We start from the raw sequence: 14,970 nt of genomic DNA on the forward strand, positions 1-14,970 counted from the left end.
GAGTCGTTATCTTGTTTTTTTCTTTATAGGATTTGTTACTTTGTAATTGAGACATAGTAATTACCGATATTTGAAAACCTCACGACGTTATAAAAATCCTTGCAACGGTTTCATATCCTTTTAGAGTTACTTTTGTTCTTGCCATGTGAATCCTTATCCTGTCCGATAACTGTTAGGTATGGTAAGTTCTCAAGTTTGTAGATGTATTTATAATCTCCATTTGTTCTAACGGGGTCCTGACAACGCAGTTCATTTATTTCTTTTCAAATAAGAAAATATATTCATGTTTAAAGATGTAGAAACCATCAACCAATGCACGATATCGCCAGAGTTCTTTCTGATTCCTTTTTCCTTTTGTCTCATCGAAATTCTTGATGATAACGGACTTGAGAGAATATCCGCGTTTTAGAACTTCTTGCATTGTATAGAAACCAAGAGGAATCCAATTTCCTCCGGAATATTTATCACCAATAACCACTGCAAAGTAACGACCTTTGTCCAACACGGGATATGTAGCGTCAATGATTTTTCCAAAGAGACATAGGAACTCGTCTATTGTTTTTGCATTAGACAAATCTTTATTGTTTTCACTGAATTTTATTATATCCCAGTATGGCGGGTGCATTATCAGAAGTTGGACACTTTTAATATTTCGCTGCTTTAATTCCGCCTTAAAATCTATACTTGAACTATCGCCAACTATTATTTCTGTGCGAGCGGAGAACAAATCATCTTCTTGGTCAATTGCCTTTGCCGCAGATTGCGCAACTTTCCGTAAAAGTTCTACTCCAACACCATTCCTTCCCAATCGTTTACTTTCTATCAAAGTTGTTCCACTACCCAAAAAAGCATCGAGAACCCATTCACCATTTTTAGTATAACGTCTTAATAATTGGTTGGGAATTTGGGGAATAAAGTTGCCCCAATAACCACCATTGTGTGCACCGGAAATGTCGCGTTTATCCAGAATCCAAAGGCTGTCGGTAAGAATATCGTCGTACTCTTTCCATCTGTGTAAATTCAGATCATTTATCTTGCTTGTCTTTGACTCAGAGAGCGAACGAACCAGTCGTTTGATATAATATTTTGTTCGTTCAATTGTTTTAGTGTCGAGTATCTGGTCAAGCTCGCCAATGAGATATTTTGAGCTAACCATTAAAATATCTCCATTGGAACCTATGTTGAAAAATCCCTTTTTATCGATAGGCAGGTTTGCAACATTAGTCTTAAAATCCTCGACTGTAGCACGGATTTGATTAAGATTCTGCCGCTCAAGCGATTTCGACAATATATTCGTAATCTTCCTTTTGGTTAATTTCATTTCATCTATAAGAGGAAACTAGAAAGGAATATCGGCAACATTAATATCCTTTTCTTCCTCTGCTATAGCTTTGTCGGGACTAACTTCTTGTTTAACGGAAGATGATTTCGCTCCGTTTGGTTTCCAATCATCAAGTTTAGCATAGAGCTTTCCTTCTTTACTCAATAGCAAATTGATGTTGACATAGCCTACACCGTTGGAAGTAATTACTGCTTTTGATTTTAAATAGGGAATAAACTTGTCTACATTAATTGAAATGCTGCCCTTCACAAATTCGGGTGCATTCTCTCTTGGTTGGTTCACGAAAAATCCGTCAATAAAATTGTTTGGCATATTATTTTTTTAAATGATTAATAATTAAATCATAATTAGCGGGCAATAACTCAAAACCGGTGATGTTCATACATGCCTCCTTGTAATCTTCCGGCGTTTCCAATTTATTCTGAGAAGCCTTTCTCAACAGAGTAGCGAGTATAGTTTTTTTGTCTATTGCTTTAGGAACTCCCTGTTTCACTATCTTCTTTGGAACTTGCGCCGCGCTGTTTCCGTCATCGTCTTCCGCTTGCAGGAATAATAATGACTGAATAGCATATCGGCGGTAATAGGTTATGATGCTCCCCATTTTTTGTGGATCGGGATTTTCTGGCAAGGGGGTCGTGCTTTTTAATAGCTCTTTATCGCTTTCGGTATCAAAAATAATTGTTTGTAGAGCGGGTTTATCATTCGCTGTTTGGGATAACGGCTGTACTAGGATTAATCCTAACTCATTGAGTATTGGTTTGATTACATCAATCAGCTTATTGATGTCAAAATAATTAGATTTGAAAAATGGATTAATGCTGTCTTTGGTAATTGCACCTACCTTTTTTTGAAATTCTAACAGCTTGTTCATATTAGTTTAATTTAGTTTCTAAGTAATATTTTGTCTTATCGCTATACTCCCTCGGTTTTAGTTTCTCTTTCCCACATTCTAAAATATTCTTTATCGCTCCTTCAACTTTCTTGCCTTGCGTCCAATCATGTATCAGATGTGCTAAAAGGTTTCGTTGTTTTTCAGTGAATTGTTCAAGTATCTTTTCACTAACTGGGGTATTCAACACGTTCTCAAGTTCAGAAGATAAATCGCTAAGATTATTTGGATTAAACATATTTCGCTAATATTACTATCGGTGTAAGCATTGTAATACTTATATAGATATTATAGCACACCTATTAAATCTGTCAAGCTATATAAGCAATGGTTATCCACAGGAAATAAAAACCACCGGCCTATTGGCTGGTGGTTAAAAGAAATACGGCAGAATTACATTTATCGCAATATCCCTCTTTACTTCCTTGATCTGCCGAAATTGTGTTATTACAATTTCGACAAAAGAAGTCTTCACAGAGTTCTGCCGTCAAAATCTCATTGACGACTTTCGTCATCGGCTTATTAGAGGATTTGGCTCGCCTGTATATTACAGGGATTAGCTTTTCGTCTATGCGGGGACTATACATCTGGCTACTCCTTATATTAAACCGCGTTCAGCAAAAGAAGTAAAAGCATTGTCGGCAAATATTAAATGGTCGTGGATAGATATACCAATAATCTTTCCCGCTTCTACAAGCTGTTTGGTTATTGAGATGTCCTCACTAGAGGGTTCTTGATTTCCTGACGGGTGATTATGAGCAACTATTATAGCAGCACAATTAGCCACTATCGCTCCTCGGAAAACAATACGGGGGTCTACAAGTGAAGAACTAAGACAGCCAGAAGAAACTATCTCAAAACCTTGCGCTCGGTTTGTGGCACTCAACCAGACTACAAGGAAAACCTCTTTTGATTCTTCTCTTAATAAAGGGTTGAAAAGTCTGAAAACATCTTCGGGAGAGTTTATTGCTTTCTTTGGTATCTCTGAAAGTTCGGGATACTTGAAGCTTGTCTCCTTAAACTTCCAGACAAGGGTCTTGAACTTCACGACACGGTCGGACATTGTTCGCCTCCCTTCAAAATCAGGTTCAGCACCTTTTCAGTTTCGGCTAAAACTCGGATAACTGCGGTGTAAGTGGAGATGCCTAACTTTTTGGCGTGGTCTTCAATATAGCGGTAGGAATTGCCAATGTGCTTAGATCCGTCAAGCCCCACGATATTACAGAGGGCTAATGCTCCAAGTTCGGCGGTTATCTCTTGAAGCGGGTCCTGTCCTTTCTTTAATCCGTTCTTGATAAGGTCATCAGCTCGGTGGCACATCTCGTGGAAGAAAACGCACTCTTCGGGGCTGGCTAGAGCAATGACTTTCTTAGAATGGGAATAATATCCCAAATGTTCTTTATTTCCCGGAATTACTTTGACTTCAACTCCAAGTTCTTTGGCTCTTTCCATTAGTGGGAGTTCGGGGAGTTGAATTTGTTGGTAGTCAAGCGGTTCACCTTCGGTATCCTCAACTCGGAAAACAGGTGCGACACCGAATCCCTTTAAGAGAGATTTTTCTTCTCCATTCTCTTTATCTTTCTTGATAAGAGGAACGAAAATGTAAATCGCCTTTGCTCCTTTTTTAACAAAGCGTTTCGACTCAAGCCATTGCTTGTATCCCCGTGCATCGCAAGTCTTAGCAAAAACCATTGCCAGTTGGTTTAGCAAACTCCACTTAGAGCTTGGGAGATTAGGAATAGGGAAAGAGGCAAGAGCCACATTTTGGGGAATATTACCACTCTTGAATTGTTCTATTATTGAATCCAGGACTGCTTTTACTTTGGGGTTCATTTTTCACCTCATATTATGGCTGTGAAATATGAGGTGGGACTAACCCATCTCATATTGATGGGTTAGTTATTTTTAAAGTGCTATTCTATAATCTTTACTTTCGTTCCGCTTGGCATACGCCAAATGGGTTTTGCTATATCGGTAAATTCGGGGAAGGGGATAAAGCGAAAATGCTTGTCGGAAATGTCTTTAATTCCTGATAGGAAATATTCAAACTGCTTGTAAAGCAAATTGATAGTTGGTCTATTGAGCGGTTCGGAATATTGAATGGGTCTCATATAAATATCGAAGCGGTGATTAGCGCAAACAAACAATATTTTAGTCTTGGGAGATAATCCGTTCTTGGTAAATAATCCCTCCTTGATGAATTTATTATATCTTAAAATTTTGTCTCGGCTAATCCTTGTGAATTCCTTTTTGCGTTCTATCTCTACAAAGAAAGAATATTCTCGGTGATCGTGAATGTTTTTTGCTTTGATAAATATATCCGGTCTTATGCCGTTAAAGTCAGCTTTGTAATTAAAATCAAACTCACAATCGGGGAAGTTTCTCAGGAAGGATAAGGCAACATCAAACTTCATTGACTCGTGTTCGGCGTTATTCAAAGACTTGGTTATCTTTTGTTTAAAGTCCTCAAGTCGGTCAATAACTTTTGTGCCGCCTCTCGTAACGAAATAAAAATATTGCTGGCGTTTGTTTCTTGGTCTTATGTCGAAGGGTATCTGTTGGACCCAACCGGCTTTTACGTATTTCTTGATATCCTTATTCACCTGCAACAAAGATCCCTTATAAGACTTGGCTTCATAAGAGAAAAGGTTGTTGATACTTCCGGCTTGAATTGATAATAATTCGTGGAGGGTATTATGTTGGTGATTCATACTAATGGGGCTATAACAGGAATGAGTATCCTACCGATACCGCTGCCAGAACAAACTATTGACGAGTCGTTCTGGCCATGTTATTTTAAAAGGTTATTATCTTTTAAAACTTGATAAAACTGTTCGGCCAAGCTATCCATAAAGGCGTGGTTCATGCCGTGATCAAAGGTGGTGTTTAAAAAATGAAATATCTCGTGTATCAAAGTGGACTCTTTTTGGCTCTGAGCTATCTCCTTACTAATCTTTATCAGATTAATGCAAGGTTCCGACTCGCCATTATTATCCAATTCCTCACTCATGTCAACCTTAACGATATGACCGCCTATTTTTAGCTGTTTGGGTATGTTCATATGTATTATAGCATATTAGTTATTTAAGACTCGTGTTTTTGAAAAGTTTGCAGTCAATGAATAGATTAGTGTTCCGATATTATCATAATTATCGAGATCGGCTTTCTTCCAATTTTGTTTTTTCAGATATATCAGACTCAAGTAATTTCCTTGATTCTATAATGGCATATTTGATAGCGTCAAGGATAGTAAGCCACTTGTTCATATAGTCGAGAGAACGATTGGCAAAAACATATTCCTTGTATCGGGTAAAGCATCCGCGATTGCTGTTAATATCGACTAATGAAATTGTCTTGGCGATATAATCTATTTCGACATTTACTTTTATTTGATTCTGTTCGATGGTGAGCACCTCAAGTCGTTTTATCATATTGACAATTATTAAGATTTATTTTATTAGTCCGCATCTTGTCCGCAAGGACAGCAACCGAGTTAATCTTATCCGAATTTCATTATTTATTGTGAGGGAAGTTAAGTAGGTTGCTGTCCTTTTTGGTTTGAAGCTTATAGCTCAAACTAAAAGGGCAATGATGCGGACACTATCAATACTTTTTGCCTTACATTAGGTCAAAAAGATTTATTATTAAGTTTGTAGGATACTTGCTGCGGGATATAATGATTTATATAACTGCGAGAGTGCTATTATTCTTATTATAGATCATCTGAAAAAAAATGTCAAGACACGTACTTTTATGCAGAAGCTAATGGAAGACATCAAGTATGGTCGCAAAAAATGAATGTCCAGAAGAAATCGATGAGGTTGAGTGATTTAATGATTTGAATTGTATAGATCTTTGCTCCTTGTGTTAATGAGAGAGAATGAGTAATATTGTAACACTAGAAACAACGATTTGCTAAAAGATACTGCAAAGAATGGAGTCTATAGAATGTCTAACATGATCAAAGTCAATAGCAAGTATGAAATTCTTCAAATTATTCGAGATTTTGGCGAACCTCTAGAAATTTTTAGAGAAGCAATTCAAAATGCATTTGACGAAGATGCGACAAAAGTTGTATGCCATGTTTATGAAAATCAAAAAATAAGCGGAAACGAATTAATAATTGACATATTCAACAATGGGAAAGGCCTACCTAAGGCAAATATTCCTAATTTTTTTGACTTAGCGAATTCTACAAAGGTCAATAAACAACTGATACCGGACAAGACTAAAATTGGATATAAAGGGCATGGCGCCAAGATATTCTTTAATTCTATTAAGGTGATTATTACTTCAAAAGTACTTAATGGTGATTATTATTCGGTAGTCCTAAATAATCCTATTGATCAGATCGCGAGTGACAAAGAAGGCATTGAATACTCTGATCCCATATCCCCAGACGATACGAATGTAAAGCTACCCTCTGATTGGAATCAAGGCTTTTTTGTGAGAATAATTGGCCATTTGCATTTTCGAACACAACACACAAAATTTAAGCTTAACCACAAACACCTTCGTGATTATTGTATGTGGTATACAATCCTAGGCACTGTTCGCACATATTTTGATGAAAACATTAAGAATCGTCAATTTGAATTATACTTACGTAGTCTTGATTGTGATGCCTTCTTAAAAGACTACAACTCGAAGAAAGCAATTGATCCATTGCCTATAATTGAGCAATACGAAAATAGCAATTTTGAAAAAATCTCTATGGGACATTATTTCCCTTCTGAGCGTTCGACTGATAAGGAAATGAAGAAATACGTTTCTGAAATCGGGAGTAATAAGGCCTATTATGACTATTTTAGCCAAATAATTTACAAGAAGCCAGTTTCCTGTTCTGACGGAACTACATTTAATTTAATTATTAGTCTTGAAGGGTATGAGACCAAACGTCGCTATGATATTCTCCTAACGGGGCGTGGTAGAGGCCGAACAGAAATAACTCATGCAGACAGTGATAGATATGGTATTTGGGCGTGCAAAGGTGGCATCCCCGTTGAAAAAGTGGATACTTGGATAGAGGGTGCAAAAGGTGTATACACTTATTTGCAGGCATTTATTGACTCGGATGCTTTTAGTCTTACAGCAAACAGAGGCTCAATTCACAATTCTGAAATCGAAATAATTGATCTTATCAAGAAAAAAGTCACAGATATTTTTAATACTGCAGAAATCAAGGGAGCTATCAATCAGCGAATAGAAATAGAAAACATGGAGAAAAAGATTGAATCAATTGAAGAAGATCGAAAAGCACTTTCTTTGCGACATAAAAACAGCGAATCAAGGAAGAAGATTATTGTCGGAGATCATATTTTTTATGAACCCAAGAAATTGAGTTCTGGATATTATTCAGAATCTGAAACCCTTATTTTACTCATACAATTGATGCAAGCATTTCCCAATCTATTTACTTTTGATATACGAGATTATAATACAACAACAGGAATTGATTTTGTCGTAACGCATCAATCAAACCCCAAGTACATAGAGCTTAAGGGAACTTTTACGAAATCAATTAATCACCCTTTTCGTTACATTTATAAATTCATTTGTTATGAAGTAATGCTTGATCCCACTGCGATTGTGGAAGATATTGAGCCTATAATCGCTAAATTAAAAATTAATCAAGGAGACAAATTCGTTTCATTTGATGACAACTACAAAGGAAAAACCTTTCGGAGCTATAATCTCATTCCTGAAAGTGCCTATTTTACAAGTATGGAAATAGTCGAACTAAAAACAATTTTACAGAATGTTTTAAATGCCCGCTTTGACTAGGAGCGTTGATTCAATTAAATATTTTTATAAAAAATATGTAAAGGAAAGTTATTCTTCGCTACGATTTGGCTACGGAAAATATGGAAATGAATAGAAAATGTGGAAAAATGTTCCTTCATCTTCCAAGCCTTAAGATGTTGAAAAATATTAAGTTGCGATGAAATAACGATTTATGAAATTGTGCCCGAAGTGACTCATAATCTGCGGGTCGCTGGTTCGAGCCCAGCAGGGCCCACAGAATAAAAGGTCACAGGTTCTGCGCCAGAGGCGCATGCTTGTACGCCATCTTTTTGGCGTAAGCCTTCGGCTCAGAGCCCAGCAGGGCCCACAAATTATTTCCATTTATATAATTATTTGTACGAAAAGCAGATTGGAAAAAACATTTATTCCCGGTTGAAACCTTTAGATGAAAAGTAAGGTATACTGTTAAGGAGATATGCAGAGGTATCTGGCAAGACAGTCAAACTTTTCTGAAAGGGAAATACACGTCATGAAAAAACTGCTCATGTTTTCATTGGTAAGTATCTTCGCGCTCAGCTCCTGTCAGTGGCATAGAATTCACGGGAATGGATCCATTAAAACTGAAACGAGGGACGTTCCGGCTTTTGAAGCTATTACGTGCGATGGCAGTTATGAAATCCAGATTGATTGCCAGGCGAAACAGTCATTAACAATTGAAACTGATGAAAATCTGCTGCCGCTTGTAAAAACTGAGGTTCGCGATCATACACTTCGTATTTACACAAAAGGATTTGTTTTGCCTACCAATAGGATTCGCGTTGTGGCTTCTGTTCCGAATATCAGCGGATTCACATCGAACGGTTCGGCTGACGGCGAAATCAATCACGTCAACAATAACTCTTTAGAAATTGAAATTAACGGCTCCGGAAAATTACACCTCAACGGAAAGAGCGGTGATGTTCGTATCCATACATCAGGTTCCTCAAAGATTGATGCAGCTTCACTCGTTGCAGACGATATTGATGTCCAGATCAATGGGAGCGGTAATATTCAAGTCTACGCGAATAATTCCATCTCTGCCCAAATCAATGGATCCGGTACTGTGAAATATAAAGGGGAACCAAAGAGCGTCAATCAACAAATCAATGGTTCGGGGAGGATTATAAAGGAATAAACGCGTGCGTAGCGGCAGTCACTTACGGTAAACTCTCCACCGATTTATTGAAGAATAAAAAAGCCTCAGATATTTTCTGAGGCTTTATATTCTCTATTGGATTTAATACCCCGACGCTTGCGTCGTATTATAGATTGTCATGCCGAACTTGTTTCGGCATCTATACTGTAGACCCTGAAACAAGTTCAGGGTGACATAGTGAATACCCCGCTGCTTGCGGCGGGGATCATTTATTGTGAGAGACTTAATCGGATTTCACTTCAAGCGTTGTGCTTTTACGATTCCGGTGGAGTCACTTGCATTCCATCCACATCTTCAATTGAAACAGAGCGCCATTCTGCAATCTGTTTCATCATTGCAGAACGAACGGAATCGCGAAGTGAAGGAACATCCTGTATGGTCAACGAAGATGTTTCGATCGGTTGGAGGACTTTCAAAAAAATATCCGACGGTTTGCCGAATTTCCAACTGTTCTTAGGAATACAATCGCGCGAACCCTCTATGACGAGAGGGAGGATTGGGACCTTCGCTCTGATAGCGAGGTGAAATGCTCCATCGGTAAATTGCCGTACGCGTCCATCAAGAGTACGCGTTCCTTCGGGGAAAATCATCACTGAACATTTTTGTTGAAGAATATGCTGTGCTTTGATGAGTGCCTGAGCGCCGCTGCGCGGATTCTTTCGATCGACACTAATATCGCCTGCAAGCCACATCATCCAGCCAAGGATTGGAAGTTTGAACAATTCCACTTTTCCCAGCCATTTCATTTCCCACGGCAAGTTGCTGATCAATGGAATGTCAGCCATCGATTGATGATTGCACACAACAACATACGGTCGCCGGGGGTCGGAAATAATTTCGCCTGTAATGTGAAGCCGCCATGCAGAATTGATCCAGGTTATTGCGTTTCCGATTTTTCGAAAAAGATAACCAGTCCGGTAGTGTACCGGATCACGGTCAAATAATCTGCTCACCGCTAATAAAACAAACCAAAGAAGAATAAGTATGCATGTTGTAAGCCAGACAAGTGCGGAACGAAGCATAAGAAATCCTTTAGTGTTCCATTCCTGTAATCGGTTCGCGGCTCTCTTTTGTCCATGACATGGCAAAGAAGAAAACAGCCAATGCGAGATATGCCGCAGTGAATTGATAGGGAACCTGTCTTGCTAATCCATCAAGTGTCCATGGCAGATACATGACACCATCGGGCATGGCAGAATGTATAATACCGAAGAACGCGAGCACAGCAAGCACAACGAGATAGATGGAGGAGCTTCGCAATTTCCGATCAATCAATTCTGCAAGAAATGCTCCCCATAACATTCCCGTGACGATGAATCCATTGCCGAGTGCAACGATGACCAGCATTTCCGGCAGCGCTTTACCGGGAAGCGTCATCAACTTATTAAATGTTTCAGGAAGTACGGCGTCCGGGTTTCCCAACTTTATAGCGAGTAACCGGGCGATGGTGGGAAAGAATGCAAACGCTACTGCCGGTGCATGCCGAGCCGGACATGCCTGGAATGATTGTGCGATGATATCAAATGCGACAAAAATAAGGATCGGCGCCAGGACTGCCCGCGGAATTAATTCAACGATAAATGATACGTATCCGAATATGCCGCCTAATCCAATAAAGATACCGGTAAGCAATGTATAGCCGGAGCGTGAACCCATGTGTTTGTATGCCGGCTGTCCGATGTAGGGAGTTGACTGTGCCACGCCACCGCAAATTCCAGCGATAAGTGTCGCAAATGCCTCTGTAAGAAGAATGTCGCGTGTTTTATAATCATCTCCTGCAACGCGGGCGCTTTCCGTAACGTTAATTCCGCCGACAACAGTTAAAATGCCGAACGGAATTGCTATGGGTAGATATTTTAATGCAGGACCAAGGCCTTTGATGAAATCCAATGTCGGCAAAGGAAGACCGAAATGAAGTTCAGCAGGAGGCGGACCGACGTATGTTCCGCCGATAATTCCCGAAGGGCCGAGTGAATAATAGAGTAAGGTTCCAATGGCAACGGATGCAAGCACTCCCGGGATTTTAAATGGCAGTTTGATTCCAGCAACCAAGGTATAGAATATCAGACCAAGTGCGATGAGTCCAACAAGCGGCATACCGAAGATATCGATTAGCGGTGTCATCGCAATGAGTCCGAGTCCGATGCCTGCAAGTGAACCAAGGAGTCCTGCTTGTGGGACTATTTTTTGCACCCAACTTCCAAAAAAAGAAAATACTACTTTCACTAATCCCATAAAAACCATTGTTGCCATACCGATGTACCAAGTCATCATTGCGGCGTCGCGTTCTGGAATTCCTTCTGCCTTCAATCCGATAAAAGCGGGGCCAAGAACGACAAGCGCAATACCAATGGTCGATGGTGTATCAAGTCCAAGGGGCATTGCTGTGACTTTCGTGTTGCCGGTTTTCTTCGCGAGCCGAAATGCCATCCATGTATAGATAAGATCGCCGAACAAGACACCGAAGGCAGTTCCAGGAAACATCCGCGTGTAGACAATGTCTGCGGGATATTTGAAAACGAAAATGAGAATACCGGCGAGAAAAGAGAGAACGGTCAGGTTGTCGAACATGAGGCCGAAGAAACCGTTCCAGTCTCCGAGTACAAACCATTTATACTTTTTCTGGTTGTCGTTCATAGGGCGATCCTTGAATAATACATACAGAATTAGTTTGCGAGAAGTCCTGCGATTGAAGCGGTCATCCATGTTGCGATTGTTCCGCCGAGCAATGATTTCATACCGAGTTTGGCGATGTCGCCTCGGCGGTTTTCAGCCAGAGGGCTCAATCCACCGATTTGAATTGCAATGGATGAAAAGTTTGCAAACCCGCAAAGCGCATACGTTGCGATCACAATTGCTTTTGGCGAGAGCATTCCTGCCGAGATCATGTCGGTCATTCGCAAGTAGGCTACGAATTCGTTCACGACCAGTTTGATACCCATCAGGCTGCCGACATTGAGTGAATCATGCCACGGCACTCCGATGGTAAATGCGATAAATTGGAACACGAGTCCGAAAAGGAGTTCGAGTGAAAGTTTCTGCTGGAACTGTGCCTGGCAAACTGCATTCAAGCCTGATACATCTCCAACGTACCCAAGCAATGCATTGATGAGCGCAATGATAGCGATGAATGCAATAAGCATTCCGCCGACATTGAGCGCGAGACGCACGCCATCACCAGCACCGCCTGCTGCAGCTTCGATAACATTGGAGTGAGTTCGCTCGATTTTGACTCGTACAGTTCCCATCGTCAACGGCGTGTCTGTTTCCGGCATCAGCATTTTCGCAACAACCATCGTTGCAGGGGCCGCCATAATACTTGCCGCGAGAAGGTGGCCGGCAAAATAAACCTGCGATGCATCAACAGATAATCCGGAGGCTTTTGCGTATGCAATACCAAGCATTTGCATATACGCTGCAAGGACTCCACCGGCAATATGCGCCATACCGCTGGTCATAATGGTGAAGAGTTCGGAATTTGTTAGTGTTGAAAGATAGGGACGAATGACGAGCGGCGCTTCAGTTTGTCCAATAAATGTATTTGCAGCGACATCAAGTGATTCGGCACCACTGGTTCCTAATAAGCGTAACATCACATATGCAATCCCTTGCACAATGCGTTGCATAATGCCGAGATAATACATAACGCTCATGAAGCATGCAAAGAAAATAATGGTCGGCAATACTTGGAAAGCGAATATCATACCGAGGCTTCCAGGCGTGCCGGGACCTTTTGCCAGAGCGCCGAAAACGAATTGCGCCCCATTACTTGCGAAGCTAAAGAGCCACACGAAGAATTGACTGCAATAGTTGAAGATCTCCCTTCCAATATCGGTCTTAACCACGATAAACGCGAAAGCGAATTGAAGCACGATGCCTGTGCCAACAAGTCTCCAATTGATCTTCTTCTTATTATTTGAGAAAAGGTATGCAAGCGCCGTGATGATAGTAAGGCCAAAGAGCCCGCGAAGGATTGATTCGAGATTCATATTCATCCTATTCTATAGGAAAAATCTGTAAAACAATTTGCAGAAATATAAGAAACTTTCTCTATCATTCCAGCGAAATATCCCATGATCATCAGGAATATCCCAGAAATCTATCTGTGTTTAATTGAGGATTTCCATAAGCTCTATGAATGTTTTATATGACATGCTTCCATTTTGGATTTCTTATTGCTTCTTTTCGAGAATGAAGAAATTAATGTGACAAAATCAATTTTGACTAGTATCGATTGCTACCTAAAAAAGAAGGAATCGAAAGGAAAGCTTAGATTGGCTTTTCAAGGGGATGGAGTAGTTGAATTGGACTGGGATAAAAAGCAAAAAGTCGAAACCGCTGTTTCGACTTTCTACCTTCCTTGGCTCCGCGAGTAGGACTCGAACCTACAACCCTGCGGTTAACAGCCGCATGCTCTACCATTGAGCTATCGCGGAATTTTGTGAACGATGAAATCCAATTCCATCATCCACTAAACAACGCTTATCTAAAAGAACTTCACACTATTTTCGAACCTACGTCCCGACTTCGTCGATATAATAGCCGCATGTTGAGAACCGACACTAAAGGTGGCGGCTCGAAATCCCGCAGTTGTTTTGCGGGACTCTACCATTGAGCTATCGCGGAATCACATCACTAAAAAACTCATCACTGCTGATGAGCTTTACCTAAATATATCTCCAATTCTTCGGAAAGTCAAGATGAGTATTCCAAATTTCGTGCGTTGACTTTCCTTCCATTTCGGGGTATATTGACGCAGAAAGTTATTTTCGAACAAAAAACTTAGGAGATATCGAAATGTTTAAAGGCGGCATGCCGAATATGCAGCAGATGATGAAGCAAGTGCAGAAAATGCAGGAGAAGATGGATCAAGTTCAGGCAGAGCTTGAAAATAAAACTGTGACTGCCGAAGCCGGCGGAGGTATGGTGAAAGTAACTTCCAACGGCAAACAGCATATCATGAAAATTGAAATTGAAAAGGAAGTTATAAATCCGGATGAGAAAGAGATGCTGGAAGACTTAGTTTTGGCAGCTGTCAATCAAGCGCTGGAACGATCAACTGCAATGGCGGCGGAAGAAATGCAAAAAGCGACCGGTGGAATGATGCCCAATATTCCCGGTATGAAGCTTCCAGGTTTTTAATAAGATTCCCGAAGTCTTTGAGACTTCGGGAATCTGTATGGAAAGAATATAATGTTTTATACAGCTGAATCAATTGAACAACTTGCAGAACAATTTGCACAGCTTCCCGGTATAGGGAGAAAGACTGCGCAACGTCTTGCGCTCTATGTACTCAAAATGTCGCGTGATGAAGTCGTTACGATGGCAAAAGCATTGGTGAATGTGAAAGATAAAGTACGGTATTGTACTATCTGCTCAAACATCACGGAAACCGATCCGTGCGCAATCTGCTCGAATCCTAAACGAGAACGATCATTCATCTGCATTGTAGAAGAGCCCCACGATGTTCTTGCCATTGAAAAAACAAATGAATTTAAGGGTTTATACCACGTTTTGGGTGGAGCGCTTTCGCCGCTTGACGGCATTGGTCCTGAAGAATTAAAGATTAAAGAATTACTCCAGCGTCTTTCTTCTTCACCAATCGAAGAAATTATCTTGGCGCTGAATCCAAATGTGGAAGGAGAAACTACAACACTCTATCTTTCCCGATTGTTGAAACCCCTGGGAATAAAAGTAACGCGTATTGCACGCGGGTTGCCGGTAGGTTCTGATCTCGAATTTGCAGATGAAGCGACTCTCTCCAGAGCATTTGAAGGGCGTATTGCGGTGTGAAGGAAC

The 14,970-nt window shown here is 40.4% G+C and carries 16 protein-coding genes and 1 tRNA gene; 4 read left to right on the forward strand and 13 right to left on the reverse strand.

The genetic code is table 11. The features are described 5' to 3' along the window. Positions 1-253: 253 nt before the first annotated feature. From NTX44_09930 to NTX44_09970, 9 genes are all read right to left on the reverse strand, one after another. Positions 254-1,288 carry a DNA methyltransferase gene (locus NTX44_09930; GenBank protein ID MCX6121925.1) on the reverse strand — a complete coding sequence of 345 codons (1,035 nt, stop codon included), beginning with the start codon at positions 1,286-1,288 and terminating at the stop codon, positions 254-256. A 51-nt stretch (positions 1,289-1,339) separates the two neighbouring features. After that, positions 1,340-1,624, reverse strand: a complete 285-nt coding sequence (locus NTX44_09935; GenBank protein MCX6121926.1) for a hypothetical protein — start codon at positions 1,622-1,624, stop codon at positions 1,340-1,342. Between the two features lie 31 nt (positions 1,625-1,655). Beyond that, the gene (locus tag NTX44_09940) at positions 1,656-2,213 is read right to left on the reverse strand and encodes an ERF family protein (protein MCX6121927.1); all 558 of its coding nucleotides are present in this window, start codon (positions 2,211-2,213) and stop codon (positions 1,656-1,658) included. Position 2,214: 1 nt separating this feature from the next. Beyond that, the gene (locus NTX44_09945) at positions 2,215-2,469 is read right to left on the reverse strand and encodes a hypothetical protein (protein ID MCX6121928.1); all 255 of its coding nucleotides are present in this window, start codon (positions 2,467-2,469) and stop codon (positions 2,215-2,217) included. Positions 2,470-2,829: 360 nt separating this feature from the next. Then, a complete protein-coding gene (locus NTX44_09950) occupies positions 2,830-3,294 on the reverse strand; it encodes a DNA repair protein RadC (protein MCX6121929.1) in 465 nt (154 codons plus the stop codon). Then, positions 3,276-4,064: an ArdC family protein gene (locus tag NTX44_09955; protein MCX6121930.1), complete on the reverse strand. Its 789-nt coding sequence runs from the start codon at positions 4,062-4,064 to the stop codon at positions 3,276-3,278. The genes NTX44_09950 and NTX44_09955 overlap by 19 nt, the downstream gene beginning before the upstream one ends. Positions 4,065-4,144: 80 nt before the next feature. Further along, positions 4,145-4,942: a hypothetical protein gene (locus tag NTX44_09960; GenBank protein ID MCX6121931.1), complete on the reverse strand. Its 798-nt coding sequence runs from the start codon at positions 4,940-4,942 to the stop codon at positions 4,145-4,147. Between the two features lie 80 nt (positions 4,943-5,022). Beyond that, positions 5,023-5,292 (reverse strand): hypothetical protein, encoded by a 270-nt coding sequence (locus NTX44_09965; protein ID MCX6121932.1) that lies wholly within the window; start codon positions 5,290-5,292, stop codon positions 5,023-5,025. A gap of 88 nt (positions 5,293-5,380) precedes the next feature. Next, a complete protein-coding gene (locus tag NTX44_09970) occupies positions 5,381-5,662 on the reverse strand; it encodes a hypothetical protein (GenBank protein ID MCX6121933.1) in 282 nt (93 codons plus the stop codon). A 517-nt stretch (positions 5,663-6,179) separates the two neighbouring features. Between NTX44_09970 and NTX44_09975 the strand changes: the two genes are divergently transcribed. Together NTX44_09975 and NTX44_09980 are read left to right on the forward strand one after the other, a co-directional pair. Further along, positions 6,180-8,015, forward strand: coding sequence for an ATP-binding protein (locus NTX44_09975; protein MCX6121934.1), 1,836 nt, complete (start codon positions 6,180-6,182; stop codon positions 8,013-8,015). A gap of 490 nt (positions 8,016-8,505) precedes the next feature. Continuing rightward, entirely contained in the window at positions 8,506-9,150 is a 645-nt protein-coding gene (locus NTX44_09980) for a DUF2807 domain-containing protein (protein MCX6121935.1), read from the forward strand. 275 nt (positions 9,151-9,425) lie between these two features. Here NTX44_09980 and NTX44_09985 read toward each other — a convergent pair whose 3' ends face one another. From NTX44_09985 to NTX44_10000, 4 genes are all read right to left on the reverse strand, one after another. After that, positions 9,426-10,193 carry a lysophospholipid acyltransferase family protein gene (locus NTX44_09985; protein MCX6121936.1) on the reverse strand — a complete coding sequence of 256 codons (768 nt, stop codon included), beginning with the start codon at positions 10,191-10,193 and terminating at the stop codon, positions 9,426-9,428. Positions 10,194-10,203: 10 nt separating this feature from the next. Further along, the gene (locus NTX44_09990; protein MCX6121937.1) at positions 10,204-11,808 is read right to left on the reverse strand and encodes a hypothetical protein; all 1,605 of its coding nucleotides are present in this window, start codon (positions 11,806-11,808) and stop codon (positions 10,204-10,206) included. A gap of 29 nt (positions 11,809-11,837) precedes the next feature. After that, positions 11,838-13,160 (reverse strand): NupC/NupG family nucleoside CNT transporter, encoded by a 1,323-nt coding sequence (locus NTX44_09995; GenBank protein MCX6121938.1) that lies wholly within the window; start codon positions 13,158-13,160, stop codon positions 11,838-11,840. 372 nt (positions 13,161-13,532) lie between these two features. Then, positions 13,533-13,607, reverse strand: a tRNA-Asn gene (locus NTX44_10000). 361 nt (positions 13,608-13,968) lie between these two features. Between NTX44_10000 and NTX44_10005 the strand changes: the two genes are divergently transcribed. Beyond that, the gene (locus NTX44_10005; GenBank protein MCX6121939.1) at positions 13,969-14,313 is read left to right on the forward strand and encodes a YbaB/EbfC family nucleoid-associated protein; all 345 of its coding nucleotides are present in this window, start codon (positions 13,969-13,971) and stop codon (positions 14,311-14,313) included. A gap of 51 nt (positions 14,314-14,364) precedes the next feature. After that, on the forward strand, positions 14,365-14,964 hold the full coding sequence (recR, locus tag NTX44_10010; protein MCX6121940.1) for a recombination mediator RecR: 600 nt from the start codon (positions 14,365-14,367) through the stop codon (positions 14,962-14,964). The last annotated feature ends 6 nt before the right edge of the window (positions 14,965-14,970 follow it).

The organism is Ignavibacteriales bacterium (assembly GCA_026390575.1).
Classification (GTDB): Bacteria; Bacteroidota; Ignavibacteria; order UBA10030; family UBA10030; genus Fen-1298.

Excerpts from the sequence above, each read along its gene's own strand:
- NTX44_09970 (MCX6121933.1), bottom strand. The coding sequence starts at position 5,662 with ATGATAAAACGACTTGAGGTGCTCACCATCGAACAGAATCAAATAAAA.
- NTX44_09990 (MCX6121937.1), bottom strand. The coding sequence starts at position 11,808 with ATGAACGACAACCAGAAAAAGTATAAATGGTTTGTACTCGGAGACTGG.
- NTX44_09980 (MCX6121935.1), top strand. The coding sequence starts at position 8,506 with ATGAAAAAACTGCTCATGTTTTCATTGGTAAGTATCTTCGCGCTCAGC.
- NTX44_09965 (MCX6121932.1), bottom strand. The coding sequence starts at position 5,292 with ATGAACATACCCAAACAGCTAAAAATAGGCGGTCATATCGTTAAGGTT.
- NTX44_09950 (MCX6121929.1), bottom strand. The coding sequence starts at position 3,294 with ATGTCCGACCGTGTCGTGAAGTTCAAGACCCTTGTCTGGAAGTTTAAG.
- NTX44_09995 (MCX6121938.1), bottom strand. The coding sequence starts at position 13,160 with ATGAATCTCGAATCAATCCTTCGCGGGCTCTTTGGCCTTACTATCATC.
- recR (MCX6121940.1), top strand. The coding sequence starts at position 14,365 with ATGTTTTATACAGCTGAATCAATTGAACAACTTGCAGAACAATTTGCA.
- NTX44_10005 (MCX6121939.1), top strand. The coding sequence starts at position 13,969 with ATGTTTAAAGGCGGCATGCCGAATATGCAGCAGATGATGAAGCAAGTG.
- NTX44_09960 (MCX6121931.1), bottom strand. The coding sequence starts at position 4,942 with ATGAATCACCAACATAATACCCTCCACGAATTATTATCAATTCAAGCC.
- NTX44_09945 (MCX6121928.1), bottom strand. The coding sequence starts at position 2,469 with ATGTTTAATCCAAATAATCTTAGCGATTTATCTTCTGAACTTGAGAAC.
- NTX44_09975 (MCX6121934.1), top strand. The coding sequence starts at position 6,180 with ATGTCTAACATGATCAAAGTCAATAGCAAGTATGAAATTCTTCAAATT.
- NTX44_09955 (MCX6121930.1), bottom strand. The coding sequence starts at position 4,064 with ATGAACCCCAAAGTAAAAGCAGTCCTGGATTCAATAATAGAACAATTC.
- NTX44_09985 (MCX6121936.1), bottom strand. The coding sequence starts at position 10,193 with ATGCTTCGTTCCGCACTTGTCTGGCTTACAACATGCATACTTATTCTT.
- NTX44_09940 (MCX6121927.1), bottom strand. The coding sequence starts at position 2,213 with ATGAACAAGCTGTTAGAATTTCAAAAAAAGGTAGGTGCAATTACCAAA.